The sequence below is a fragment of the Pseudomonas putida genome (assembly GCF_026625125.1).
GTDB classification, from domain to species: Bacteria; Pseudomonadota; Gammaproteobacteria; order Pseudomonadales; family Pseudomonadaceae; genus Aquipseudomonas; species Aquipseudomonas putida_X.
The window spans coordinates 2,502,668-2,526,859 of the sequence record NZ_CP113097.1 but is presented as its reverse complement, the minus strand read 5'-3'; the positions used below and the strand labels follow the sequence as shown (position 1 = coordinate 2,526,859).

At 63.8% G+C, this 24,192-nt stretch carries 22 protein-coding genes; 8 read left to right on the top strand and 14 right to left on the bottom strand.

From position 1 onward, the window contains the following. Nucleotides 1–144: 144 nt before the first annotated feature. A complete protein-coding gene (locus OSW16_RS11650; RefSeq protein ID WP_267823247.1) occupies nucleotides 145–969 on the top strand; it encodes an aldo/keto reductase in 825 nt (274 codons plus the stop codon). A gap of 25 nt (nucleotides 970–994) precedes the next feature. On the opposite strand, the gene OSW16_RS11645 is transcribed toward OSW16_RS11650, so the two are convergent. The 4 genes from OSW16_RS11645 to OSW16_RS11630 all read right to left on the bottom strand — a co-directional run bounded on the left by OSW16_RS11645 (nucleotide 995) and on the right by OSW16_RS11630 (nucleotide 4,591). Next, nucleotides 995–3,094 (bottom strand): putative bifunctional diguanylate cyclase/phosphodiesterase, encoded by a 2,100-nt coding sequence (locus tag OSW16_RS11645; RefSeq protein ID WP_267823245.1) that lies wholly within the window; start codon nucleotides 3,092–3,094, stop codon nucleotides 995–997. A gap of 136 nt (nucleotides 3,095–3,230) precedes the next feature. Beyond that, complete coding sequence (locus tag OSW16_RS11640; RefSeq protein WP_267823243.1) at nucleotides 3,231–3,725, bottom strand: GNAT family N-acetyltransferase; 495 nt, start codon at nucleotides 3,723–3,725, stop codon at nucleotides 3,231–3,233. A gap of 120 nt (nucleotides 3,726–3,845) precedes the next feature. After that, nucleotides 3,846–4,058, bottom strand: a complete 213-nt coding sequence (locus OSW16_RS11635) for a PLDc N-terminal domain-containing protein (protein ID WP_241805850.1) — start codon at nucleotides 4,056–4,058, stop codon at nucleotides 3,846–3,848. Nucleotides 4,059–4,111: 53 nt separating this feature from the next. Further along, complete coding sequence (locus OSW16_RS11630; RefSeq protein WP_267823240.1) at nucleotides 4,112–4,591, bottom strand: FAD/FMN-containing dehydrogenase; 480 nt, start codon at nucleotides 4,589–4,591, stop codon at nucleotides 4,112–4,114. A gap of 139 nt (nucleotides 4,592–4,730) precedes the next feature. Between OSW16_RS11630 and OSW16_RS11625 the strand changes: the two genes are divergently transcribed. After that, the gene (locus OSW16_RS11625; RefSeq protein WP_267823239.1) at nucleotides 4,731–5,738 is read left to right on the top strand and encodes a GlxA family transcriptional regulator; all 1,008 of its coding nucleotides are present in this window, start codon (nucleotides 4,731–4,733) and stop codon (nucleotides 5,736–5,738) included. A 7-nt stretch (nucleotides 5,739–5,745) separates the two neighbouring features. On the opposite strand, the gene OSW16_RS11620 is transcribed toward OSW16_RS11625, so the two are convergent. Together OSW16_RS11620 and quiC are read right to left on the bottom strand one after the other, a co-directional pair. Further along, a complete protein-coding gene (locus tag OSW16_RS11620) occupies nucleotides 5,746–6,417 on the bottom strand; it encodes a TetR/AcrR family transcriptional regulator (RefSeq protein WP_241805852.1) in 672 nt (223 codons plus the stop codon). Between the two features lie 171 nt (nucleotides 6,418–6,588). Then, nucleotides 6,589–8,496, bottom strand: coding sequence for a 3-dehydroshikimate dehydratase QuiC (gene quiC, locus OSW16_RS11615; RefSeq protein ID WP_267823236.1), 1,908 nt, complete (start codon nucleotides 8,494–8,496; stop codon nucleotides 6,589–6,591). A 538-nt stretch (nucleotides 8,497–9,034) separates the two neighbouring features. Here quiC and OSW16_RS11610 point away from each other — a divergent pair. Then, nucleotides 9,035–10,408 carry an MFS transporter gene (locus tag OSW16_RS11610; protein WP_267823234.1) on the top strand — a complete coding sequence of 458 codons (1,374 nt, stop codon included), beginning with the start codon at nucleotides 9,035–9,037 and terminating at the stop codon, nucleotides 10,406–10,408. Between the two features lie 35 nt (nucleotides 10,409–10,443). Here OSW16_RS11610 and OSW16_RS11605 read toward each other — a convergent pair whose 3' ends face one another. The 5 genes from OSW16_RS11605 to OSW16_RS11585 form a co-directional block, all read right to left on the bottom strand. Next, nucleotides 10,444–11,856: a DOPA decarboxylase gene (locus tag OSW16_RS11605; RefSeq protein ID WP_267823231.1), complete on the bottom strand. Its 1,413-nt coding sequence runs from the start codon at nucleotides 11,854–11,856 to the stop codon at nucleotides 10,444–10,446. 112 nt (nucleotides 11,857–11,968) lie between these two features. Beyond that, a complete protein-coding gene (locus OSW16_RS11600; RefSeq protein WP_241805856.1) occupies nucleotides 11,969–12,913 on the bottom strand; it encodes a LysR family transcriptional regulator in 945 nt (314 codons plus the stop codon). Between the two features lie 189 nt (nucleotides 12,914–13,102). After that, nucleotides 13,103–13,813 (bottom strand): YebC/PmpR family DNA-binding transcriptional regulator, encoded by a 711-nt coding sequence (locus OSW16_RS11595; protein WP_267823229.1) that lies wholly within the window; start codon nucleotides 13,811–13,813, stop codon nucleotides 13,103–13,105. Between the two features lie 95 nt (nucleotides 13,814–13,908). Next, nucleotides 13,909–15,300: an FAD-dependent oxidoreductase gene (locus tag OSW16_RS11590; protein WP_267823227.1), complete on the bottom strand. Its 1,392-nt coding sequence runs from the start codon at nucleotides 15,298–15,300 to the stop codon at nucleotides 13,909–13,911. 14 nt (nucleotides 15,301–15,314) lie between these two features. Then, nucleotides 15,315–16,631: an MFS transporter gene (locus tag OSW16_RS11585; RefSeq protein ID WP_267823225.1), complete on the bottom strand. Its 1,317-nt coding sequence runs from the start codon at nucleotides 16,629–16,631 to the stop codon at nucleotides 15,315–15,317. A 241-nt stretch (nucleotides 16,632–16,872) separates the two neighbouring features. Here OSW16_RS11585 and OSW16_RS11580 point away from each other — a divergent pair, with 241 nt between their 5' ends. Next, nucleotides 16,873–17,742: a LysR substrate-binding domain-containing protein gene (locus tag OSW16_RS11580; protein WP_241805859.1), complete on the top strand. Its 870-nt coding sequence runs from the start codon at nucleotides 16,873–16,875 to the stop codon at nucleotides 17,740–17,742. Nucleotides 17,743–18,024: 282 nt separating this feature from the next. Continuing rightward, complete coding sequence (locus tag OSW16_RS11575) at nucleotides 18,025–18,405, top strand: DUF2784 domain-containing protein (protein WP_267823223.1); 381 nt, start codon at nucleotides 18,025–18,027, stop codon at nucleotides 18,403–18,405. Here OSW16_RS11575 and tam read toward each other — a convergent pair. Beyond that, the gene (gene tam / locus OSW16_RS11570; RefSeq protein WP_267823221.1) at nucleotides 18,389–19,165 is read right to left on the bottom strand and encodes a trans-aconitate 2-methyltransferase; all 777 of its coding nucleotides are present in this window, start codon (nucleotides 19,163–19,165) and stop codon (nucleotides 18,389–18,391) included. The two genes, OSW16_RS11575 and tam, sit on opposite strands and share 17 nt — an antisense overlap. 103 nt (nucleotides 19,166–19,268) lie before the next feature. On the opposite strand from tam, the gene OSW16_RS11565 reads away from it, so the two are divergent. Then, nucleotides 19,269–19,448, top strand: coding sequence for a hypothetical protein (locus OSW16_RS11565; protein ID WP_267823218.1), 180 nt, complete (start codon nucleotides 19,269–19,271; stop codon nucleotides 19,446–19,448). Nucleotides 19,449–19,451: 3 nt separating this feature from the next. Here the strand turns inward: OSW16_RS11565 and OSW16_RS11560 are convergent, their stop codons facing one another. Next, nucleotides 19,452–20,861, bottom strand: coding sequence for an amino acid permease (locus OSW16_RS11560; RefSeq protein ID WP_241805863.1), 1,410 nt, complete (start codon nucleotides 20,859–20,861; stop codon nucleotides 19,452–19,454). A 325-nt stretch (nucleotides 20,862–21,186) separates the two neighbouring features. On the opposite strand from OSW16_RS11560, the gene OSW16_RS11555 reads away from it, so the two are divergent. Both OSW16_RS11555 and OSW16_RS11550 read left to right on the top strand, forming a co-directional pair. Then, on the top strand, nucleotides 21,187–22,611 hold the full coding sequence (locus tag OSW16_RS11555; RefSeq protein WP_267823214.1) for a PLP-dependent aminotransferase family protein: 1,425 nt from the start codon (nucleotides 21,187–21,189) through the stop codon (nucleotides 22,609–22,611). 262 nt (nucleotides 22,612–22,873) lie between these two features. After that, nucleotides 22,874–23,416 carry a WYL domain-containing protein gene (locus tag OSW16_RS11550; protein ID WP_267823212.1) on the top strand — a complete coding sequence of 181 codons (543 nt, stop codon included), beginning with the start codon at nucleotides 22,874–22,876 and terminating at the stop codon, nucleotides 23,414–23,416. A gap of 16 nt (nucleotides 23,417–23,432) precedes the next feature. On the opposite strand, the gene OSW16_RS11545 is transcribed toward OSW16_RS11550, so the two are convergent. Further along, nucleotides 23,433–24,167 (bottom strand): hypothetical protein, encoded by a 735-nt coding sequence (locus OSW16_RS11545; RefSeq protein WP_267823210.1) that lies wholly within the window; start codon nucleotides 24,165–24,167, stop codon nucleotides 23,433–23,435. Nucleotides 24,168–24,192: the final 25 nt, after the last annotated feature.

Below are 24,192 nucleotides of genomic sequence, written 5' to 3'. Positions count from 1 at the left end.
TGAGGAAGGCCAATCGGCACGCGCGTGCAGAGCAATGTGTTTTTCGTTCGCTGATCGACCACTTTCTGGTGGCTACTCATGGTCCCTGACCGTCGAAACGCGCACCATCGCCGCTGGAACCTCAAACCCGGACAAGGAGTTTTCATGCATAGGCTCACCACCCGCAACGGCCTCGACCTGCCCAGCATTGGCCTGGGCACCTGGCCGATGACTGGCGCCGAGTGCACGCGTGCGGTGCACCAGGCACTGGAGCTGGGTTACCGGCACATCGATACCGCCACTGCCTACGACAACGAAGCCGCTGTCGGCCAGGCGCTGCGCGACAGCAGCGTGCCCCGCGAGCAGATTCACCTGACCACCAAGGTCTGGTGGGACAGCCTGGCGCCCGCGGCCATGCGCCAGTCCCTGGAAAACAGCCTGCGTGCCCTGGGCACCGAGCAGGTCGACCTGTTCCATATTCATTGGCCCGGCAAAGACTGGGACTTGGCCCGCAGCATCGAGACGCTGGTGGCCCTGCGCGACGAGGGCAAGGTACGCAGCATCGGCGTGGCCAACTTCCCACTCGGGCTGCTGCGCCAGGTGATCGAAGCGCTGGGCGCGCCACTGGCGGCGATCCAGGTGGAATACCACGTGCTGCTCAGCCAGCAACCGCTGCTCGACTACGCCCGTCAGCATGACCTGCTGCTCACGGCCTATACCCCGCTTGCCCGCGGGCGGGCGGCGGCGCAGCCGGTGATCCAGGACATCGCGCGCAAGCATGGCGTGTTGCCGAGCCAGGTGGCGCTCAAGTGGTTGCTGGACCAGGACGGCGTGGCGGTGATCCCCAAGGCCAGCAGCCGCGAGAACCAGCTGAGCAACCTGGCGGCGCTGGATGTGCACCTGGATGATCAGGACCGGGCACTGATTGCCGGTTTGCCGAAGGATCAGCGCGTGGTGAGCCCTGACTTCGCGCCAGACTGGAACAGCTGAATAGCGGGGCCGCTGTGCGGCCCTTTCACCCCACCGCCCCAGCTACCTGTTTCAACCGCTCCCCCGCCGGCACCGGCCGCCCGTACAGATACCCCTGAAAGTGCGAGCAGCCCTCTGCCGCCAAGCGCTGCATCTGCTCCTCGGACTCCACGCCTTCAGCCGTCGTCTTGATCATCAGGCTATTGGACAGCTCGGTGATCGCCCGGATGATCGACATCGCCTCGCGGCTGTCGCACATGTCATGCACGAACGACTTGTCGATCTTGATCCGGTCGAATGGGAACGAGCGCAGGTAACCCAACGACGAATAACCCGTGCCGAAGTCATCCAGCGATATCGACACCCCCAAGGCCTTCAGCGCGCGCAGGGTTCGCACGTTTTCCTCGCTGTTGCCCAGTAGTACCGATTCGGTGATTTCCAGCTCCAGGCGCTGGGGCGCCAGGCCCGAGTCGGCCAGGGCCAGCGCCACGGTATGCACCAGGTTGGCGTTCTTGAACTGCACCGGTGACAGATTGACCGACACCGTTTGCTCAGTGTCCCAACTGGCCGCCTCCTGGCAAGCCAGGTTCAGAGCACGGGTGCCGAGTTCGTGGATCAGCCCGGTCTCTTCGGCAATGGGAATGAAGTCCATGGGCATCACCATGCCGCGGCTGGGGTGCTCCCAGCGCAACAGCGCCTCGTAGCCCGTCACGCTGCTGGTCTGCTGATCCACGATCGGCTGGTAGTGCAGGTGCAACTGCCCCAAGTGCAGCGCGGTACGCAAGTCGGTTTCGACCAGCCGGCGCTGGCGGGCGGCGACATCCAGTTCGACGTGGAAGCACTCGAAGCGGTTGCGGCCATTGCGTTTGGCTTCGTAGAGGGCCATGTCGGCGTAACCGAGCAACTGTTCGGCCTGTTCATTGTCATCGGGGGCAATGGCAATGCCGATGCTCACCCCCACGGTGAACTGGTGCCCTTCGATCTGGAACGGCGGGCAAATCGCGTCAATCAGGCGCCGCGCCGTGTTGCAGGCAGCCTCGCGGCCATCCAGGCCAGCCAGCACCACGGCGAACTCGTCGCCGCCCAAACGGGCCAGGGTGTCTTGTTCGCGCAGTTCGCGGCGCAGGCGCTTGCCCAATGCACGCAGCAGCTTGTCGCCGAAGGCATGGCCGAGGGAATCGTTGATGTTCTTGAAGTTATCCAGGTCCAGGCATAGCGCTGCGGTCAGCTTCTCGCTCTGGTGGCCGCGCACCAACGCCTGCTTGAGCCGCTCGTTGAACAGCGTGCGGTTGGGCAACCCGGTCAGCGCGTCGTGATGGGCCATGTGGTGGATCTGGGCGTGGGCGGCCAGTTCCTCGGTGGCGTCTTCAGCCACGAACAGCACATAGTCGGCCTGGCCCTCGCGGTTCTGGCTGAGCAAGGCGCGGCTGCGCAAGGTCCGCGGACCACAGGCGGTATCGACGCGGGTTTCAGCGGCATACCCTTTGGGGTTACGCGCGCCGCGGGCGAGCTGCTGTTCCAGGTAATCGGCTGCAGCCGGTGCCAGGCACTCACCTGGCAACTGGCCGATCATGCTGCGCCCGCCCCCACCGAACAGGCGTTCGGCCTGCTGGTTGGCCAACAGAATACGCTGGCTTTCCAGGTCCTGGACGATGACGCTGGCGGGAATGTTGGCGATCACCGAATCGAGGAACTGCGAAAGCTTGGTCATCTCCTGGCTGTACTGTTCAGCCAGCTCCTTGGCCTGCAGCAGCTCCAGCTCCTGCTGATGCCGCTCAGAAATGTCGCGAGTGACCTTGGCGAAGCCGACCACACGCCCGCTGTCATCGCGCACGGCCTCGATCACCACATGGGCATGAAAGGTCGTGCCGTCCTTGCGCAGGCGTGTGCCGATTTCTTCGAAGCGGCCAGTGTCACGCGCCTGTGCAAGGTTCTGCTCGGGCAGACCGGCGACGCGCTCGGCTTCGCTGTAGAACAGCGAGTAGTGCTTGCCGACGATCTCGTCGGCAAGGTAACCCTTGGCCCGCTGGGCGCCCGGGTTCCAGTTAGCGACGATACCGTCAGGGGTGAGCAGGTAGATGGCGTAGTCCACCACGCTCTGGATCAACAGCCGGTACATGACGTCGGGGCTTGCGACTAGCGACATGAAAATTTCCCTGAACCTGCAACGCGCACGAAAAGGACCCCCAGGCCAGAGCGACCGGGTCTTGAATACAAGGTAATGGCATTATGCCGCTTGGCGGGATTTTGTGAAGTAGATCACAATTTTTTGCCCACCCCGCTCAGTGGTAAGCGGACGTTACCTGATAGGTGAGCAGGTCCGGGTCATCACCCAGCATGATTGGCTGCACCGGCCGCGGCAGGTCGGCCACGACGGCTTTGCAGAAGGCGACAGCGATGGGGTCCGGCGCGTAGCAACGCAGCAGCCAGTCGCCGGCACCGCTCAGCAACTGCAGCGCGACCGCACGGCCAATACCCTGCCGGCGGTAGCGCTTGAGGATGAACAAGTCTGCCAGTTCACTGGCATCGATGCCCGGCAGCTCGCTGCGTTCGACCAGCACGAAGCCAGCAATGAAACCATCCACCAGCACCAGGTTGGCGCTCCAGCCGTCTGCAAGCCAATAGCGCTGCAGGTGCTCTTCGTGGATGTAGAAGCGCCCATCCACCTCAACGTCTTCCTGCTCCCAGTCGGAGGACTCGTAGGCATAGAACTGATAGAGATTGCGGATCAGGTCGGCCTGGTCGGGGGTAGTGGTCAGCAGTTCGATGGGCAGCATGGTGGGCTCGGGGCAAGAGAGTGTTCGAAGGCTTACATCAACAAAGTAGCGGCCCCCGAATTATGGCTCAACTCGCCACCACAAATGGCATCAGGCGCTGCGCACCTGACGCCGTGCCCCTCACTTTTCCTCCAGTACCGCCCTGCCCTTCACTGCCCGCGGCCCTCGCCAGGCCCAGAACAGTAACCCCGGGAACGGGGCGTAGACGACGAAGACGATCCATAACATCTTGCGCTCCGCGCGCCGTTCGCTGCCGATGATGTTCCAGATGGCGAAGATCTCCAGCAAGATGACCAAGGCCGCAACAATGATCCAGATCGTACCGATTTCCATGAGCACTCTCCCGTTGGCATGTAAAGGGTTGGGTTACTGCCAGCGGCAAGGGTTCATTCGGATTTGCTTGGCTGCGCCTTTTCCAGCGCAGCCTTCAGCGCTGGCGCATCCGCGAACTCCTGCTGGCTGACCAGCGCACCCTGCTCAAGCTGCAACCACAGCACCTTGCCTTCATGCCCAGGGTAACGGCTGGCGACCTGCCCTTCACGATCAAGCATAACCCGGTAGTTGTAATCACGCATGGCGGGGATGGCGAACAGCTTGCTGATCAGCGCAGGCATGCGCTGGATATCCGCCACGAACACCGCATGGCGCGACTCCAGGTAGCCCTTGGGCTGGTCGGCCAGAGCCGCCTTCACCAGCTTGGCGCCGTCCATATCGCGGGCCACCAGCAGCACCTGCGTGCCGGCCTCCAAGGTGTAGGGCTGGTCATGTTGATCGAGCAGCGTCCACGGGGCGAGCTTTTCCCCGGTTTGCAGGGCGTTCGCCACCAGCGGCAGCAGGCTGAACAACAGGGCGACGGCGTATTTCATCGAGGTTCTCCAAGTGGGAGGCGCCAGCATAGCCCAGTTGCCTCAATACGACCTCCACTACCACAAGCCCACCCGGGCGATTGTCTTTCCACAGGCCACCGGCCACACTCTGCAGGCCAGTCAGGAAGCGGAGTCCAGAGTGCCCAGCCCACGCCAGTTCAGCAAGAAGACCAGCACCACCAACATGCTACGGCTCAAGTCCACCGCGGCCAGCCCCCAGGTGCCCTATCGCGTCGACTTCGTCCTGCTCAAGCACTTCTCCATGGCCAGTTTCACCGTGGCCATGGACGTGCTGGTCACCGCCAACCTGCTGCGCGCCGACAGCTTCAGCTTTACCCCGCTGTCGCTGGACGGTGACCGGGTGCTGAGCGACCTGGGCCTGGAACTGGTGGCCACTGACCTGGTTGCCAGCGAGCTGAAAGCACTCGACCTGCTTATCATCTGCGGCGGCTTGCGCACACCGCTCAAGTACCCCGAGCTGGACCGCCTGCTGGGTGACTGCGCCGCCCACGGCAAGGCCCTGGGCGGGCTGTGGAACGGCGCCTGGTTCCTTGGCCGCGCCGGGGTGCTGGATGACTACGGCTGCAGCATTCACCCCGAGCAGCGTGCCAGCCTGTCCGAGCGCAGCCCGCAGACACGCATCACCCCGGCCAGCTTTACACTGGACCGTGATCGGCTCAGCGCCGCCAGCCCCAACGGTGCCATGGAACTGATGCTCGGCCTGGTCCGCCGCCTGTACGGTGACGGCCTGGCAGAAGGCGTCGAGGAAATCCTCTCGTTCTCTGGTGCGCGCCACCGCCAGGTTGGGCCGGGGGCGAAAAAGTCGATGAGCCTGCACCTGCGTACCATCGTCGAGCTGATGGAGAACAACCTCGAGGAAACCCTCAGCCTCGACCAGTTGGCGGCCTACAGCGGCCGCTCCCGGCGGCAGATCGACCGCTTGTTCCAGGCCCAGCTGGGCACCTCGCCACGGCGCTATTACATGGAGCTGCGTATCACCAAGAGCCGCCGCTTGCTGCAGTACTCCGACCTGTCGGTGATGGAGGTTGCGGTGGCCTGCGGCTTTGTTTCGGTATCGCACTTCAGCAAGTGCTACGCGGCCTACTTCGGCTACCCGCCGTCACGTGAGCAACGGCTGGGCGAGTGAACGGCACTCAGGCCTGGATGTAACGCATCACCGCTTCGCAGATCATGGCCTTGTGACGCAGTTTTACCTGATCATCGAGCAGATCGATCTGGAAGATGTCGCCGAAGGTGTGGCGGTTCGATACCCGATAGAAGCAGAACGCGCTCATCAGCATGTGCAGGTCGATGACCTCGATGCCCGGGCGGAACACGCCCTCTTGCACGCCACGCTCCAGCGTGCGGCCCAGCGCCTGAAGGACCAGGCTGCTCATTTCGCGGATGGCCGGGGTTTTCTTCACGTACTCGCCGTAATGGATGTTTTCGGTGCAGACCATGCGCACGAAATCGACGTTGCGGTCGTGGTGATCGAAAGTGAACTCGGTCAGGCGCTGGATGGCCTGCTCGGCCGGCAGCGACTCCAGGTCCAGGCGGTGTTCGGTCTTGCGGATGTCACCGTACAGTTTGACCAGGCACTCGACGTACAGCTGCTCCTTGCTGCCGAAGTAGTAGTAGATCATGCGCTTGGAGGTAGCGGTGCGCTCGGCGATGGCATCCACCCGCGCGCCTGCCAGGCCTTGCTGGACGAACTCGTTGATGGCGGCCTGGAGGATGTCCTCGCGGGTTTTTTCAGGGTTGTTCTTGCGCGACTTGCGTGTCCCTTCGATCTCGGGCTGGCCGAGGGGGGCAACGGGATTGCTCATAGCTGCTCACGGGGTATTTATTGGGATTTGGACGGGATTATCCGTGAGTGGAGGGTTGGGGGGAAGCGCGCTGTTGATCGAGCGGGCAGGATTGGCGAGGGCCAGCCTGTGGCCAGGATCAGGCGCCGCGCGAGCAGCGCCCGATTTCACAGGCAGTGAACCCTGCGGGGGTTACAACACCGGCTTGCGCGCCGCCCCGCTGCGCCGCTTGGCCATCGCCGCCAAGCGCACAGGCACGTTGGCCGCGCCATAGCCGGCGTAGCCACCCTTGCGCTGGATGATTTCAAAGAAGAAGCGGTCTTCGAACGCCTCGGTGTACACGTGGAACAGCTCGCCACCCTGTGCGTCGCGGTCATACAGCACGTTGTAGTACGCCAGCTCGCTGAGAAACTCGTCGTCGAAATCGAAACGAGCCGCCAGATCGTCGTAGTAATTGAGCGGAATTTCCAGCAACGGCACACCGGCCTCCTTCGCCCGCGCCACTTCCTTGAAGATGTCGGCACAATCGAAGGCGATATGATGCACACCCGACCCGCGATAGCTCGACAGCGCGTGGGCGATAGCGGTGTTGCGGTTTTCCGAGATGTTCAGCGGCAGGCGCAGGCTGCCGCACTGGCTGCGCAGCGCACGGCTTTTGACCAGCCCGTATGGGTCGGGCAGCACCACTTCATCGTCTGCGGCAAAGTCGAACAGGCTCTTGTAGAACAGCACCCAGCTGTCCAGCGACTCGGCCGGCAAGGCCAGGGCCATGTGGTCGATGCGCTGCAGGCCACCGGTGCTGCTGGCACTGGGCTCCAGGCGGAAGTCGGTGTCGTACAGCGACGGGCCTTCCTTGCCCTGCTCCACCAGGTAGATCAGGCTGCCATCCGGGGCACGCACGGCAGGCACCTCACATTCGTTGGGGCCGACCAGCCCGCGGAACGGCTGGCCGCGGAAGTCGGTGGCGCGTTGCAGCGCCGCGTGCTCGTCCTTGACCCGCAGCGCGGTGGCGCACAGCGACGGGCCATGGGCTTCGAAGAAGTTGTGGCCAAAGGAATACGGCTCGGCATTGAGCACGATGTTGATGTCGTTCTGGCGCAGCAGGCGTACGTCCTTGCTGCGGTGCTTGCCCGCGTCGGCGAAGCCCAGGCGCTTGAGCCAGCTGCCCAGCCGCGCGCCGACCGCTTCGTCGACGGCAAATTCGAGGAACTCCACGCCGTTGTAGGCACTGGCGGCGGGCGGTGCGAACAGCACACCCGGCTCGATGGCGGTACCTTCCTGCTGCAGGCGCAGACGGGTCTGTTCCTCCAGGTACAACAAAGAACGCAGGCCATCGGCGGCGTTCTGGCGTGGCGGCGCCGCGCGGAAGCCGTCGTTGAAGATTTCCAGCGACAACGGGCCGCGATAACCGGTAGCCAGGATCGGCGCGAGGAAACCGGCCAGGTCCATTTCGCCCTGCCCCGGGAAGCAGCGGAAGTGGCGGCTCCACTCCAGTACATCCATGGCCAGGATCGGCGCATCGGCCATCTGCACAAAGAAGATCTTGTCGCCGGGGATATCGCGGATCGCAGCAGGGTCGCCCTTGAGCGACAGGGTGTGGAAGCTGTCGAGGATCACGCCCAGCGCCGGGTGGTCGGCCTGGCGCACCAGGTCCCACACTTGCTGGTAGGTGTTGACGTGACGGCCCCAGGCCAGGGCTTCGTAGCCGATGCGCATGCCGCGTTGGCCGGCATGCTCGGCGAGCAGGCGCAGGTCGTCCACCAGCAGTTGTTCGTCGCCCAGGGCGTCGGCCTGCACGTTGCTGCACACCAGCACCAGGTCGGTGCCCAGCTCTTGCATCAGGTCGAACTTGCGCTCGGCGCGGTCGATGTTCTTCTGCAGGCGGTCGCGGCGGCAGCCTTCAAAATCGCGGAACGGCTGGAACAGGGTGATGGCGATGCCGAGGTCGGCGCACATCTGCCGCACTTCGCGGGGGCTGCCGGCATAGTAGAGCAGATCATTTTCGAAGATCTCGACGCCGTCGAAACCGGCGGCGGCGATGGCTTCGAGCTTTTCCGGCAGTGTGCCGCTCAAGGACACGGTGGCTATCGAACGCTGCATGGTGGAATTCCTTGTTATGGGCTACAGGGCTGGAAGCGAGTGGTGCTGTGGGTACCGGCCGCTTGGGGCGAACCTGCGAAGGGCCGGGACCGGCAGCTCATCATCAGACTTCTTGGCATGATGAATTATTCGCAGGTAAAGTCATGGCAGCAATCACTTTGTACGGAATGGTTAGTTTTGCGTTCGATTATCGCACAAAACCCGTTTTGGCGAATTGATTCACTGCCACCCCTGCGCAACTATGAGACCAGACGCAGGCACACCGACCACCACTTTCTGCCCAGTGGCCGTTCGGCGCAACCTGCGCTCACAAGCCCAGCGCCACGACATAATAAGTTCAATAAAACGGGTACCGACCTATGCACATCTCCCTCGCCTTGCAACCCGCACCTGCTGGTTCGTCTTCACCTAGCAGACTTCGCCAGCGATCGCCGGCTTTATAAGCGCACCCCTTACTCCCGATAGCGATCGCACACCCACTGGCTGCCGCCTGACGGCGCCCGCTGTGCGGCGACAAACAAAAACAACGGAGACAACGATGGCTCACTCCAGCTCTCAAGCCAAGAAAGCGACCGCCAGCGGATGGATAGGCTCGGCACTCGAGTATTACGACTTTTTCATCTATGCCCAGGCTGCGGCACTGATCTTCCCGCAGATCTTCTTCCCCAACACCGACCCCAAGATGGCGATCATCGCCTCGCTGGCCACTTACGGCGTGGGTTATCTGGCCCGTCCGGTCGGCGCCTTCGTGCTCGGCCACTGGGGTGATACCCGCGGGCGCAAGAACGTACTGCTGCTGTGCATGTTCCTGATGGGCATTTCCACCATGGGCGTGGGCCTGCTGCCTACCTACCACGATATCGGCATGCTCGCCCCGGCCTTGCTGGTGCTGTTGCGCCTGGTCCAAGGCTTTGCGGTGGCCGGTGAAATCTCCGGCGCCAGTTCGATGATCATGGAACACGCGCCATTCGGGCGGCGCGGCTACTATGCCAGCTTCACCTTGCAGGGCGTGCAGGCCGGCCAGGTCATGGCGGCTGCCGTGTTCCTGCCACTGGCCTACTTCATGCCCAGCGAGGCGTTCAACGACTGGGGCTGGCGGATCCCGTTCCTGATGAGCGCCATCGTGCTGATCGCAGGCTTCATCATCCGTAAGGAAGTGCACGAAACCCCGGCCTTCGTGAAAGAAGAGAAACAGGCCAAGGTTGCCAAGTCGCCAATCAGCGAGGCCTTCCGCCACAGCTGGAAGCACATGGTGCTGGTGATGTTCATGGCGTTGATGAACGTGATCCCGGTGGTTGCCACCATCTTCGGCGCGGCTTACGCCGTACAGCCGGCCTACGGCATCGGCTTCGACAAGAGCGTGTACCTGTGGATCCCGGTAGTGGGCAACATCGTTGCAGTGCTGGTGATCCCGTTCGTGGGCAACCTTTCCGACAAGATCGGCCGTCGCCCGACCATGATCGCCGGCTGCCTGGGCTCTGGCCTGCTGGCCTTCGTGTACCTGTATGCAATCAGCATCCAGAACGTACCGCTGGCCTTCGCGACCTCGATCCTCATGTGGGGCATGGTTTACCAAGGCTACAACGCGGTGTTCCCAAGCTTCTTCCCTGAGCTGTTCAACACCCGCTACCGCGTCTCGGCCATGGCCATCGCCCAGAACATCGGCACCATGCTGACCGCCATGCTGCCGGCACTGTTCGCACTGGTGGCGCCACCAGGTTCGGACAACATCCCGCTGGTCGTTGGCGCCCTGGCGTTCTTCATCACCTGCATATGCGCCCTGGCAGCCTATATCGCACCGGAAACCCACCGCCTGGCGATGGAAGACCTGGGCAACCCGCAGGCCAAGCCGATGGACAAGCAAGCTTACGAGGCCAGCCGCAAGGACGGCCTGCAGACAGCAAGCCACTGACAGATGCACGGGGCCGCTCTGCGGCCCCACGCATTTCAGCCTTCAACCACCGCCTGCAAGCGCTGCCACAACTGCTCGACATGCTCACGCTCAGTGGGCAGCGCCCCCACCGAAACCCGCACCATCCAGCGCCCATTCAAGGTCGCCGGCGTAACATAAGCATCACCGCAGGCATTGAGCCGCTCAGCCCAGGCCTTGGTATGCGCATCCAGCGCTTGCCCCTCCAGCCCCGCAGGCCGGTGCACAATGCACAAGGTCTGCAACTGTACCGGCGCCAACAACGCCCACTCCCCTGCAGCCTCGATCTGCGCAGCCAGCCAGCGGGCATTGTCCATGTCGCGACGCAAGCGCTGCTGCAACGCCTCGACCCCTTCGCTACGCAACATGAACCATAGTTTCAGTGCCCGGAACCGACGCCCCAGGGGGATGCCCCAGTCGCGCAGGTTCTTCACCTCGCCATCGACCGCTGACTGTAGGTAGCTGGGGTTGGTGCTCATCACCCGAATCAGGTGCTGCGGGTCACGCACGTAGTAGATCGAACAGTCGAACGCCACCCCTAACCATTTGTGCGCGTTGACCACCACGGAGTCGGCCAGCTCGATACCGTCCCACATCCAGCGGCATTCGGGCAGGATCATCGCCGAGCCGGCCATGGCAGAGTCGACGTGCAGCCACACCCCTTGGGCCTCGGCGATCTCGCCAATCTGGCGCAAGGGGTCCAGCGCCGTAGTGGTCGTTGTGCCGGTGGTGGCGACCACTGCGCAAGGCTGGTTGCCGTCGGCCAGGTCCTGTTCGATGGCCGCCAACAAGGCATCGGGGCGCATGGCGAACTGCTCGTCGGTGGCGATCAGGTGGATGTTGGCGCGGCCGAAGCCGGCCAGCAACGCGGCCTTGTCCACCGAACTGTGGGCGTGGGCACTGACGTAGACGATCAGCGGTTTGGCTTCGGCCTGCAGGCCGCCGCGCACCAGGGCGTAATCGGTGGCACGTTCACGGGCACAGATCAGCGCGACCAGCGTGCTGGTCGACGCGGTGTCCTGAATCACGCCGCTCCACTGCCCCGACAGGCCCAGCAACTGGCGCACCCAGTCCAGGGTGGTTTCCTCCAGCTCGCTCAGCGCCGGGCTCGATTGCCATGACAGGCCCAGTACCCCAAGGCCCGTGCTGAGAAAGTCGCCGAGCACCGAGGACAAGGTGCCATTGGACGGGAAGTAGCCATAGAAATCGGGGTGTTGCCAATGTGAAAGCCCAGGCATCACCAGGGTGTTGACGTCATCGAGGATCGCCTGGAACGGTTCGCCCTGCAGCGGGGCGCCGGCAGGCAAGGCAGATTTCAGGTAGCCGGGCTCGACCTGGGCCATCACCGGGCGTTCACCGACCGTCTGGCGGTAATCGGCAATCAGGTCGATCAATTGGTGGCCGTATTGACGGAATTGTTCTGGGGTCACGCGCGGTCTCCTGTGGGTTGTCCGCTGTCGGCGATGGGGCGTCACCAACAGCTCAAGGGCCCCAGTCTAGGCGCGTACCGCCACGCCTATAACCCCGCTTCGCGCATACCTGCTATGGCGAACCCGCATGCCCACCCTGCACGCCGAACTGTGATTGGCGCCACAGCTCGAACACCCGGTTGCGCAACCAGCGGTGCTCGGCCGACGCCTGCAGGCGCTGGTGCCACACCACCCAGTAGCGCTGGGTATGCTCCACAAACCCCAACGGGCGCCAGGCCAGGCCATGCAGCCGGCAGAGCTGGCGGGCAATGTGCTCGGGCAACGTCGCCAATGCCTGGCTGTTACCCACCACCTGCACGGTGGCCGAAAAGAACGGCACCTCCAGGCTGATGCGCCGTTGCAGCCCCTGGGCGCGCAGGTGGCGGTCGATGAAGCTGTCCTTGTCGCCACCGCCACAGATGCGCACGTGCTTGAAGGCCAGGTAGTCGTCCTGGCTCAGCACTTCGCAGGCCGCCAGCGGATGGTCGCGGCGCATCAGGCACACCGCACGGTCCTCGCCGAGCAGGCGGCCGTGCAGGTTGGCCGGCGACTCGTCGAACAGGGTGGTGGCAAGGTCGATCTCGCCGCTGGCCAGCAACGCGTATTGCCCGGCCTGCCAGGTGCGGTAGTCGATACTGACGCCGGGGGCTTCCTGCTCCAGCGCCGCCACCAGCAGCGGCAGCATGTGCTCGGCAACGTAATCGGACGCGGCCAGGCAGAAGCGCCGCTCGCAACGGGCCGGGTCGAACGCGGCGGGCTGGCGCAGGGCCTGGAGTTCTTCCAGCACCTGGCGCAGCGGTTCGACCAGGGCTTGGGCGTATTCGCTGAGCACGTAGCCGCGGCCCTGGCGCACCAGCAATGGGTCGTCGAAGGCTTCACGCAGGTGGGCCAGCTGGCGGCTCAACGCCGACTGGCTGACGCCCAGGCGCTCGGCGGCGTGGCTGAGGTTTTTCAGCTGCAGGAGGCAGTCAAGGGTACGCAGGTGGGCGAGGCTGAGGGAGGCGAAGGTTGGGTTCATACAGGCTTCCCTGTGCTGTATCACAGGCCCAATCGCCGGCAAGCCGGCCACAGGGACCACGCAGGCCCATGGCCCGCAGTGTGCCCGCAAGAACCCAGGGGGTGCGCTGCGCCCGCGGGAACCTGAGGCTTGCACCGTCCCTGTGGGAGCCGGCTTGCCGGCGATTGGGCCGCAAGGCGGCCCCGCTTTTTACTCGGTCAGGCCAACATAGACGTTCTGTACGTCATCGTTCTCGTCGATCGCTTCGAGGAACGCCTCGACTTCAGCCAGCGCCTCGGCACTGAGGCTGGCAGCGCTCACTGGGTTCTTCGGGGTATAGCCGATCTTGGCCGAGGAGACAGTGAAGCCATGCTCAGGCAGGGCTTTTTGCACTGCATCCAGGTCGGTGGTGTCGGTGATGAACAGGGTCGAGCCATCTTCCTCACCTTCTTCAAAGTCCTGGGCACCGGCCTCGATGGCGGCCATTTCCGGGTCGGCATCGCCGTCGGGCATGGCTTCGATCAGGCCCACATGGTTGAAGTCCCACGCCACCGAACCGCTGGCACCGAGTTGGCCCTTGCGGAACAGCACGCGAATCTGCGCGACGGTGCGGTTGACGTTGTCGGTCAGGCACTCGACGATCAGCGGCACCTGGTGCGGCGCAAAACCTTCGTACGTCACCGCCTGGTACTGCACGGCATCACCGTCCAGGCCCGCGCCCTTGCGGATCGCCCGGTCCAGGGTCTCGCGGGTCATGGAAGCCTTCTTGGCTTGCACGATGGCCAGGCGCAGGCGTGGGTTCATGTCGGGATCGGCGCCCGACCTGGCCGCGATCTGGATTTCCTTGGACAGCTTGCCCATGATCTTGCCCTTGGCATTGGCAGCTGTTTCTCTATGCTTGGCTTTCCACTGTGCGCCCATGTCGACTCTCTTGTTTCAGCGGCCGGTTCAGGAAGCGACCGGCCAAAAAGTGGGAGCAGTTTATACGCCCTCGGGCCAGTGTTCGACAAGAAATCTCATGCTTTGTCGGCCTTGCCCGCCGCCGCGGCGAAGCGGGCCAGCCGTACGTCCAGGTGGCGTGGCCGCAGCCCCCGGTCTTCGGCGCGCTCCTTGCGGCGAATGGCATTGCGCACCATCAGCGACCCCAGGTAGCGGATCGGCTCCGGCGGGAACAGCCCCAACGGGCCCTTGACCAGTGGCGAGCGGGTCCACGGGTTGTCCAGCCCCAGCGCCAGGGACGAGAGGATCTGCCCGCCCATGTGGCACGGCCCTACCCCGCTGCCAGAATAGCCGAAGCCATAGAACACGTTGCCCTGCCCGTCCAACCGCCCAAAGAACGGCAGCCCGGTCACCGAGCGGTCCGAGGGGCCGTTCCAGCTGGCCGCCAGCGGCACCTCGGCCAAGGCAGGGAAGAAATCGGCCAGGCTTTCACGCAGCAGCGGCCGGTACGGCGAGGGTTGATCGAACACCGGCAGCATGCGCCCGCCATAGGCGAAGGTGTTGCCACCCTTGCCGAGCATCAGCCGCCCATCAGAAGTGTTGTGGTAGTAATGCACGAAAATCCGTGAGTCCAGCACGCTGATGCCGTTGTTCAGGCCGATCTCGCGCAGCAGCTCGGGGCACGGCTCGGTGATCACCATGTCACTGGAAACGATCGCCACGCTGCGCTCGAACTGCGGGAAGGCTCGCGCCATCCAGGCATTGAGGCCGAGCACGACACGGTCGGCACGCACCGTGCCATGGGCCGTGCGCACCTGCACCGGAGCGCCGTGCTCCAGGCCGGTCATGGCTGTGCCTTCATGGATGCGCACGCCGCGCTGCAACGCCACCCGCCGCAGGCCGCGCACCAACCGGCCTGGCTGCACGGTGGCGGCGGCTGGCGAAAACCAGCCTTCCAGGTGCCGCGCTGAACCGGCCAAGCGCTGCACCTCGTCCAGTGGCAAACGCTCGAATGAATTGATCCCCTTGTGCTCCAGCGCAGCGATCACCGCATCGGTTGCGCCCACCTGGGCCTGGTTGGTGGCGGTGTACAGGGTGCCGTCCAGGCGGTAGTCGCAATCGATGCCATTGGCCGTGCAGAATGCGCCAATGGCACCGATGCTGCGCTCCGACTCGCTTACCAGGCGTACCGCTTCGGCCACCCCGAACAGACGTTCGAGGGTGAAGTACTTGGCCGACCACGACAACGCACACCCCCCATTGCGCCCACTGGCGCCCGCACCGCAGATGTCTGCCTCGATCAGCAGCACGTCCAGCGACGGTACTGCCTCCTTGAGCATCAGCGCGGTCCACAGGCCGGTGTAGCCGCCGCCTACGATGCACACGTCGCAGCGGGCATCGCCTTGCAGCGGCGGGCATACCGCGTCCTGCTCACAATCCAGGGCCTGTTGCAGCCAGAAGGGTCTCATTCGCTCGCTTTCCTTTAGGTACGCAGTGGCTTGATCGCCATGCTGGTGTTGGGAGCCACATCATTGGCCTGGGCTGCACTGGCCGGCCGGCTGTTCCAGTGCGGCAGCAGCACCAGGGCCGAGAACAGTGCGCAGCCAGCGAACACGATGAACACCGTGACGCTGTCGAAGTAACCGGGCAGCAGGCCGCCAAGCACCGCGCCCACCGAGCCGCAGCCGTTGACGAAACCGGCTGCCGTGGCACCGGCCTTGGCCGTGCCGAAGTCGATGGCCGCCGCGCCGCTGATCATCGAGTCCGGCCCATACAGGGTCAGGCCCATGAAAAACAGCAAACCCACCACCATGACGATGCTCCCGCTGTGCATGGCGGCCATGAACGCCGCCAGGGCCACGGTCAGCAGCACCAGGCTGATCACACAGGCCGGCATGCGCCGTGCGCCGAACAGCTTGTCCGAAGCCAGGCCAATGATGATCGGGCCCAGCAGCCCAGCCAGTTCAAAGGCCGTGGGGATGATCGCAGCGCCTACCTTGCCCACCGAGGGCATCTGCTCGAAGACGATCACCGGCCCCCAGAGCAGGATCGCGTAGCGCGCCGGTTTCAGAAGAAAGTACGCCAGGCCCAGGGTCAACACCGTGCGGTTGTGCAGGATCTCGCGCAGCGGCGCCCAGACACTGCACAGGCTACCGGCCGGCACCATGCTCTGCGGCTCAGGCTCGACCGCCGGCAAGCCTACATCTTCGGGTTTGTTGCGCTGCAGGAAGAAGAACAGCACCGCCACCGCAGCAACCACCGCGGCACTGGAGAAGAATGCCGCATGCCAGGTGCCGATCAGGGTGTAGGCCCACCAGCCGGCGAACGGCGAGGCGACCAGGCCGCCAAAGGCATAGCAGGAGCTCCACAACCCCAGTACCCGGCCGCGCTGCACGGCGGGGAAGAAGCTGCCGATGTTCTTGCACAGCCCGGCCCAGCCCGTGGACTGCGCCAGGCCTTGGATCAGCATGCAGGTGGCGAAGATCGGGAAGGTAGCGTAGCTGCCCATCACCACGGCTGCCGCCGCCGAAATCAACAGGCCCCCTAGCACCACCACGCGCGGGCCGAAACGGTCGGCCAGCATGCCCCAGGTGAACTGGCCGACCGCATAGGCGGCCAGGTAGATGGCGTCGAGGTTGGCCATCGATGCCTTGTCGAGCATGAATGTCGGGTCTTCACCAATGCCTAGCTTGGCCACCGAGAAGGCCTTGCGGGTGAAGTAGAAGGCGGCGTAGGCCAGCCAGGTGATCGCGAAAATCTGGATGCGCCAACGTTTCAACGCGGCTAGAGAGTGATTCATGTGCGTCTGACCTCTTGCTCAAGTGTGCCGGCAGAATGTGAATAAACGCCTGTCTTGTTTTTGTGTTGCGCACTGCATGACGTGGCTCGTCATCTGGTCAGAAGGCGCGGGGGTGCGCGCCATGTCCCACAGCTGCTCGTGGCAGCGCCGGGGTTGATGAATATGGAAACAGCTGGTGACTGATAAATAAAATCGATTTATCGTATTTCACACATAAGCTCAGCTTGTTACTGGAGTCGACATGTCGGTGTCCCACGCTCAACTCAAGGCCTTCCATGCAGTGGCCGTGCACGGCAGCTTCACCCGGGCGGCAGAAAAGCTGTTTCTGACCCAGCCGGCCGTCTCCGACCAGGTGCGCAAGCTCGAAGAGCGCTTCGGGGTGTTGCTGTTCCACCGCAACAAACGTTCGGTGCAGTTGACCGACCTGGGCGAGCGCCTGCTGGGCATCAGCAAGCGCCTGTTCGCCTGTGAGGCCGAAGCCCACGAACTGCTGCAAGACTCCCGTGCCCTGCACACCGGCAGCCTAGTGCTGGCGGTGGATGCGCCGGTGCACGTGCTGCCCCAGATCGCCCGCTTTTGTCAGCGCTACCCGGGCATTCAGGTCAAGGTCGAGACCGGCAACACCGATGAATCCCTGGCCCGGCTGTTCAGCTACCAGGCCGACCTGGCACTGTTGGGGCGCGATGTCGACGATGAGCGCCTGCACTGCGTGCCGCTGCGCCGCGACCCGATGGTGGCGTTCGTCTCGCACAACCACCCCTGGGCCAGCCGTGGCTCGATCAGCCTGGCAGACCTGGACGACACGCCGCTGGTACTACGCGAGCCTGGCTCGGTGACCAGGCAGACGCTTGAGGAAGAAATGCAGCGCGCTGGCTTGCGAATTCGCCCCGCCATTCAGGTCGAAGGCCGCGAGGCGGCGCGCGAGGCGGTGGTGGTCGGGATTGGCGTGGGGGTGGTGTCGGCCGCCGAGTTCGGCGCCGATGCGCGGGTGTGTGCACTGCCCATCGTCGATTGCCAGCGGCACCTCACCGAGACACTGGTGTGCTTGAGCGAGCAGCGTACCCGGCGGGTGGTGGCCACGTTCCTGCAGGTGGTACAGGAAAGCTTGTAGCGGCCTTGCGGGCGTCATCGCCGGCAAGCCGGCTCCCACTTGGATCGCACAGTGGTTGAGCTTGCGCTGTACCGGTAGGTCGGGGGGTTGCACAGTCCCTGTGGGAGCCGGCTTGCCGGCGATTGGGCCGGTAAATCCAATGCAAGACTCAAGAGAAAGCCCCGCAAAAGCCATCCTGGCTTGAAAACGCCCAGCACCTCCACTTTTGAGTGCCGTGTTCAATAGGCCAGTGAAGCCTTCATAACTATGCTGGGTATACATCCCTGTCAAAATGCATACCCCATGCTCTACCGTCTAGCCGCCGACACCCTGGTGCTGCTGCACCTGGCCTTCATCCTGCTGGTACTGTCAGGCGGCCTGCTGGTGCTCAAGTGGCGCCCCGCCCTGTTCATCCACCTGCCCGCCCTGGCCTGGGGCCTGGCGGTTGAGGGCCTGCACCTGGAATGCCCGCTGACCGACTGGGAAAACCGCATGCGCTTCGCCGCAGGCGGTGCCGGCTACCACGGCGGCTTCGTCGAGCACTACATCTGGCCGCTGATCTACCCTGCCGGGTTGACCCCGCAGATCCAATGGCTGCTGGGCGGCGTCGTGCTGCTGGTCAACCTCGTGATCTATGGCTGTGTGATCTGGCGCTGGCGCCGCTCACCTACCGGGTTGCGATGACGAACAGCCGCGGGAACGGCAGCAGCACCTTGCCGTCGGTGGCCGCCGGGTAGTCGTGCTGCATGGCCTGCAGGTACATCTGCAGGAAGTCCGCCTGCTCTTTCTCGTCCAGCCTGGCCAGATAAGGCCGCAGGGCCGACCCCTTGAACCACTCCACCACCGCCTCGGCGCCACCGGTCAACGGGTGATGGTAGGTCGTGCGCCATACGTCCACCCGCGTACACAGCGGGCTGAGCAGGTCGTAGTAGAACGCCGCGTTATGCCGGGGCGGCAAACTCAGGTCGGCGAATTTATCGGCCCAAGGGCCACGACCGGCAATCTCGCGCAACTGGCGGTGGGCCGGCTCGTCAAGGTTGTCCGGGGTTTGCACAGCCAGGCTTGCACCCTCACTGAGCTGGCGCACCAGGTGCGGGTAGAGCGAACCGTGGTCAGGCAGCCATTGCAGTGAAGCGTTGGCCAGGATCAGATCCTGCGGTTCGGGGGCGGCCCACTGGGCGATATCGGCGATTTCGCAACGCACCCTGGGGATGCGCAAGCGCTGGCGTGCACGGGCCTTGTCGATCATGTCCGGGTCGCTGTCCAGGGCCGTCACCTGGGCGTCGGGGTGGCGCTGCAACAGTATTTCGGTGGAATTGCCTGGGCCGCACCCCAGGTCGGTGGCATGGCGCACCGGGCGTGGCGGCACCGCGGCAAGCAGGTCGCGCACCGCACGGGTGCGTTCGTCTTCGAACAGGGAATACTGGGTGGCGGACCAAGCCATGAGGGGCTCCTTTTGGCGGGCAATGTGCTCAGCATAAGCCATCTGTCGCCTGTACGGGCCCTGTCGAGGGAACTGTTCGCGGATCCTTGAAGTCAGTCCTCTTATGCGTATGCCGATGAAACCCTTCCTGGCCCTGGCCCTTCTGGCCCTGATGGCTGCCGCCGCCCTGCTCGGCTCACCCTGGATGAACGGGCGCTTTCACATGCCGGATGAGAAAACCCCCGCCCATCAACGCGAAACGGCCGGGTCCACGAGGGAGCCGGCCGCTTCGGGCAAGCACTAGCGCTTAGTGCTTACGGGCGCTGCGCATCTGGTGCACCACACCCATGGCCACAACGACGGCCGCGGCAATACCGGTGGAGATCACCAGGATCTGGTAGTCAGGCATGAAAGCCATGGTCACCAGCGCGGCGACGATGAAGGCGATCACCAGGTAGGTCAGCCACGGGAACAGCCACATCTTCAAACGGACTTCCTTGCCCTCGGCAATCAGCTTGCGGCGCATGCGCAGCTGCGAGAAGGCAATGACCAGGTACACCAGCAAAGCGATCATGCCGGTGGTGTTCATCAGCGTATCGAGCACGTCTTTCGGGCGCAGGGTCTCGCTGAAGTTGATCAGCGCGCACACCACGGCCACGGCGCACGAACCGATGATCGCATTCACCGGTACGCCGGTACCGGGGCGGGTCGACTTGAAGAACGACGGCGCATCGCCACGCTGTGCCAGCGAGAACAGCATGCGTGAAGCGGTGTAGTGGCCCGAGATCAGGCAGCTGCTCACCGAGGTCAGCACCACGAAGTTCATCAACAGCTCGGCATACGGCACACCCAGCAGTTCCAGGGTGCGGCGATACGCGCCATAACCGGAAACGCCCAGGTGCGGATCGTTCCACGGCACGAGGCAGACGATCAGGAAGATCGAACCGACGTAGAACAGGCATACCCGCCACACCACAGAGTTGGTGGCCTTGACGATTTGAGTGGCCGGGTCCTTGGCTTCGGAGGCGGCGATGGTGACGATTTCGGCACCCAGGAAGGCGAACATCACGCCAAGCAACGCCCCGATCACCGTGGTGATGCCATTGGGCATGAAGCCTTCGGCGGTCAGGTGAGTGATGCCGCGCACTTCACCGAACTGCCAGATGTTCATCACCGCTGCGGTACACACGATCAGGAAGCAGACGATCGCGATCACCTTGATCAACGCGAACCAGAACTCGAACTCACCGTAGTGTTTGACGTTGAAGAAATTGACGGTGATCAGCACCAGGGTCGTGGCCAGCACGAACACGTTGACGCTCACATCAGGGAAGAAACCATGCAGGATCTTGCCCGCCACATAAGCTTCCCAAGCCATGAGGATGACCCAGTACCACCAGTACAGCCAGCCGATGGTGAAACCGGCCCAACGGCCGATGGCGCGGTCGGCGTAGGTGGAAAACGAACCGGTGTCGGGCGACGAAGTCGCCATTTCACCCAGCATGCGCATGATCAGTACCACCAGGATGCCGCCTGCCAGGTAGGCCAGGACAGCCGCCGGGCCGGCGCTGTGGATCACGCTGCCGGAGCCGACGAACAAGGCGCCGCCGATAACCCCGGCGATCGACATCATCGTCAGGTGGCGCGACTTGAGCGAGGCACTGAGTTTGCTCTCATGCCCGCTGTTCGCGGTGGTGGTTGTGGATGTTGCGTCCATCAGTTGTGTACCCCGTGCTTCTTTTTATCCAAGGAAAACTGTAAAGCCGCGATGGTCATCGGCCTCACCTGTACATCAGTGCTAATGCGGGCAGGAGGTGTGCGGTTACACACGCAGGCCTTCCATGGCGGCCTGCTGACGCGCCCCAGGGTTTGCCCCTTGGGCGAACTGAACATGCTTTATGTGGCGATATCTGACACCTAATGTAAAAATGTCCGACACATAGAGCCATGCACAGTGGCATGAAAGTCGCACTGCACTGTACAGGTCGCCGATGCAATACACCCTGCAGGCGCCTGCCGTTACGCACCCTCAAGGCCCCCGAATGCTTGAATTACACCCAGACTCCTCGACGCCGTTGGTCAACCAGATCATCGACGGGCTGCGTGAGCTGATCGACAACCAGACCCTCAAGCCAGGTGCCAAGGTCCCGTCGATCCGCGCGTTTGCCGCGACCTACTCGGTGAGCACCTTCACTGTGGTCGAGGCGTACGACCGCCTGGTTGCCCAGGGGCTGCTGGTGAGCAAGGGCAATGCCGGGTTCTTCGTCAACCGCGCGGCGGCGGAACTGCTGGAGAACCACGGCGCCGAGGCCGATGCCAGTCGGCCCTCGTTCAACTCCGAGTGGTACCTGCAGCAGATCTTCGAGACCCGCCAGTTGCCATTCAAGCCGGGCTGTGGCTGGCTGCCCAACGACTGGATGTACGAAGAAGGCCTGCGCCGCGGCCTGCGCCAGGTTGCCGGCAGCCCGCTGGAGCTGTCCGGCTATGGCGACCCGATGGGCCTGCCGGAACTGCGCGCGCTGACCGCGCAGAACCTGCAGCAGGAACTGTCGATCGTCGCCAACCCGGCGCAGCTGATGCTCACCCACGGTGCCAGCCAGGCCCTGGACCTTGCCGTGCGCACGCTGGTGCGCCCGGGCGACGTGGTGCTGGTGGACGATCCCGGCTACCCCAACCTGATGAGCATCCTGCGCACCCAGGGCGCCACCCTGATCGGAGTGCCACGCACCCCCAACGGCTACGACCTCAACCACCTCGAACAGCTGTTGGCGCACCATCGCCCGACGGCTTTCTTCACCCAGCCACACCTGCACAGCCCGACCTGCTCGCGCACCCCGCTGCCGCAGTTGCACCGCTTGCTGCAACTGGCCAGCCAGCATGGTTTTCGCCTGGTGGAAAACAACCTGTACGCCGACATGGTCGCCGAGCCACAGCCGTGCCTGGCAAGCCTCGACCACCTGCAACAGGTGGTGTACGTGGGCAGCTACTCCAAGAGCATTTCGCCCAACGTGCGGGTCGGCTACCTGTTGGCCAACCCGGAACTGGCGCAGAAGCTGCTGCACCTGAAGATGCGCTCGGGCCTGACCACCTCGCAGGTGATGGAGCGCGTGGTGTACGCCGCGATCATCGACGGCCGCTGGCGCAAGCACCTCAAGCGGCTGCGCCAGCGCCTGGCCGAGGCCCACCAGGACGTTGGCCGGCACCTGCACCGGCTGGGTTTCGAGCTGTTCATCGAGTCGGATGAAGGCATGTACATATGGACCCGTCACCCGGCGCTTCCCGACAGCGCTGCACTGCTCGATGATGCGCTGGAGAAAGGCATCATGCTCGGGCCCGGGCAGTTGTTCATGGTCGATGCCAAGCCGACCGGGTGGATGCGGTTCAATGTGGCGTTCAGTACCGACCCTGCGATGTGGGAGTTGTTGGAGAGGGTGCTGGTCAAGCACGTGCGCCGGGCGGGCATCTAGGGCTTACGGAGGGTGCTGCGGGCCTGCTGGCCGCGGCATTTTCAGCCTCTGCACCTCAAGCGCCGCGCGCGGCGCTCTATCCGATGGGTGCTATGAGCACGCAACCTCTATGCCGTAACCCCCGGCCCCGCTAACCACGGCACTGGCCATGCCACTGATCCTGCTGAACTTGGATCCGATCCAATGAACGGGTATGCTCGCGGCAATAGCCAATTGCCATCATTCAGGCACGCACCACGCCTGAACTTCAAGGACGAGCCCTTTGCCCAGCAACTCAACCCGCCATACGATCGCCCGCCAGTGGCAACTGCTCAAATTGCTGCCAGACCGCCATCCGGGCATGAGCTCCACACAGTTGCAGGCCGCATTGGCCAAGGTCGGCTTCAAGACCAGCAAACGGACAGTGGAAAGAGACCTCAACGAGCTTGCTTCGCTGTTCCATTTGCGCTGCAACAACAAGGGCATGCCCTACGGCTGGTACTGGCAGCCAGGCCGCAGCCCGGGTGCGGCTCAAGTGCTGCAGCCGGATGCGCTCTGCCCTGCCCGGCAGATCGAATTGCGCGCCTGGGTGGATGATGCCCTCGCACGGCGCCTGGAAGATGAGCCCTTGTCAGATGACATGCGCCTGGCCCCGCACGGCGACGGCGGCGCGACACTGGATGCCACCGTCGACGACAGCCGCGCGTTGATGGGCTGGCTGCTGTCCCAGGCGGGTTCGATACGTGTACAAGCGCCAGAGGCATTGCGCACAGCCGTGATCGAGCAGTTGCGCCAAAGCCTGGCCCTGCACGACACCGGCCACTAGGCGCCAGCTGGCACCCTCAGGAAGGCAATACGGGCTTGCGCGGCCGCGCCAGGCAGGCGTAGCCCAGGCCCAACACGCTGAGCACCAGCACACCAAGCAGCACCATCAACTCCCGGCTGTAGCGCGCCACCAGCGCCGGAAAACCGATGAACTCTCGGTACACCTGCACATCCGCCACACCCTCGGCATGGGTGATGCTGATACCACCCTGGCGGATCTGCGAGTAGTCGGCATCGAAGTAGACCCACACCTTGCACGCCCTGCCACGTTCGATTACAGGGATCTCGATCATGGCCGTGGGGGCCTCGTAGAGGGTGTCGTTCCCTGAGCCGTCGCGCACTTGCACCAGGCCCTTGGCCGGCAGCCGCACCTTCACCTCGCGCACCTCGGTGTCACCTGTGTTGCGCAGCTCGATGAGCAAGCCGGTACGGTGATCCACCAAGCCGGCCTCGAACGGTTTGGCGAACAGTTGCGCGTAGGGCGCCTGGGCAAGGTCGATCAGCCTGTCGACCTGATCCTGGCTCAACGCCCCCTGGCCGATGCTGGTGATGCGTGGCTGCAACCGCTCGTACTTGAGCTGGTCGTTGGTCTTGCTGATACGCTCGCTGAACTGGCTTGGGTAAGTGAGGTAGGCGTAGGTCAGGGAAGCTTCAAGGCGGGCGTCGCCCTTGAGCGCCACATAGGCCACCAGCCAGACCATCAGGCCAAGCAACAGGGCTACGAGAAGTTTCCCGATTTTGTCCCAACTCAAGGGTAAATTTCCTTCTGTCACGGCG

Bases quoted from the DNA above. Each gene is read 5' to 3' on its own strand.
- OSW16_RS11650 (WP_267823247.1), top strand. From the start codon at position 145: ATGCATAGGCTCACCACCCGCAACGGCCTCGACCTGCCCAGCATTGGC.
- OSW16_RS11645 (WP_267823245.1), bottom strand. From the start codon at position 3,094: ATGTCGCTAGTCGCAAGCCCCGACGTCATGTACCGGCTGTTGATCCAG.
- OSW16_RS11640 (WP_267823243.1), bottom strand. From the start codon at position 3,725: ATGCTGCCCATCGAACTGCTGACCACTACCCCCGACCAGGCCGACCTG.
- OSW16_RS11635 (WP_241805850.1), bottom strand. From the start codon at position 4,058: ATGGAAATCGGTACGATCTGGATCATTGTTGCGGCCTTGGTCATCTTG.
- OSW16_RS11630 (WP_267823240.1), bottom strand. From the start codon at position 4,591: ATGAAATACGCCGTCGCCCTGTTGTTCAGCCTGCTGCCGCTGGTGGCG.
- OSW16_RS11620 (WP_241805852.1), bottom strand. From the start codon at position 6,417: ATGAGCAATCCCGTTGCCCCCCTCGGCCAGCCCGAGATCGAAGGGACA.
- quiC (WP_267823236.1), bottom strand. From the start codon at position 8,496: ATGCAGCGTTCGATAGCCACCGTGTCCTTGAGCGGCACACTGCCGGAA.
- OSW16_RS11610 (WP_267823234.1), top strand. From the start codon at position 9,035: ATGGCTCACTCCAGCTCTCAAGCCAAGAAAGCGACCGCCAGCGGATGG.
- OSW16_RS11600 (WP_241805856.1), bottom strand. From the start codon at position 12,913: ATGAACCCAACCTTCGCCTCCCTCAGCCTCGCCCACCTGCGTACCCTT.
- OSW16_RS11595 (WP_267823229.1), bottom strand. From the start codon at position 13,813: ATGGGCGCACAGTGGAAAGCCAAGCATAGAGAAACAGCTGCCAATGCC.
- OSW16_RS11590 (WP_267823227.1), bottom strand. From the start codon at position 15,300: ATGAGACCCTTCTGGCTGCAACAGGCCCTGGATTGTGAGCAGGACGCG.
- OSW16_RS11585 (WP_267823225.1), bottom strand. From the start codon at position 16,631: ATGAATCACTCTCTAGCCGCGTTGAAACGTTGGCGCATCCAGATTTTC.
- OSW16_RS11580 (WP_241805859.1), top strand. From the start codon at position 16,873: ATGTCGGTGTCCCACGCTCAACTCAAGGCCTTCCATGCAGTGGCCGTG.
- OSW16_RS11575 (WP_267823223.1), top strand. From the start codon at position 18,025: ATGCTCTACCGTCTAGCCGCCGACACCCTGGTGCTGCTGCACCTGGCC.
- tam (WP_267823221.1), bottom strand. From the start codon at position 19,165: ATGGCTTGGTCCGCCACCCAGTATTCCCTGTTCGAAGACGAACGCACC.
- OSW16_RS11565 (WP_267823218.1), top strand. From the start codon at position 19,269: ATGCGTATGCCGATGAAACCCTTCCTGGCCCTGGCCCTTCTGGCCCTG.
- OSW16_RS11560 (WP_241805863.1), bottom strand. From the start codon at position 20,861: ATGGACGCAACATCCACAACCACCACCGCGAACAGCGGGCATGAGAGC.
- OSW16_RS11555 (WP_267823214.1), top strand. From the start codon at position 21,187: ATGCTTGAATTACACCCAGACTCCTCGACGCCGTTGGTCAACCAGATC.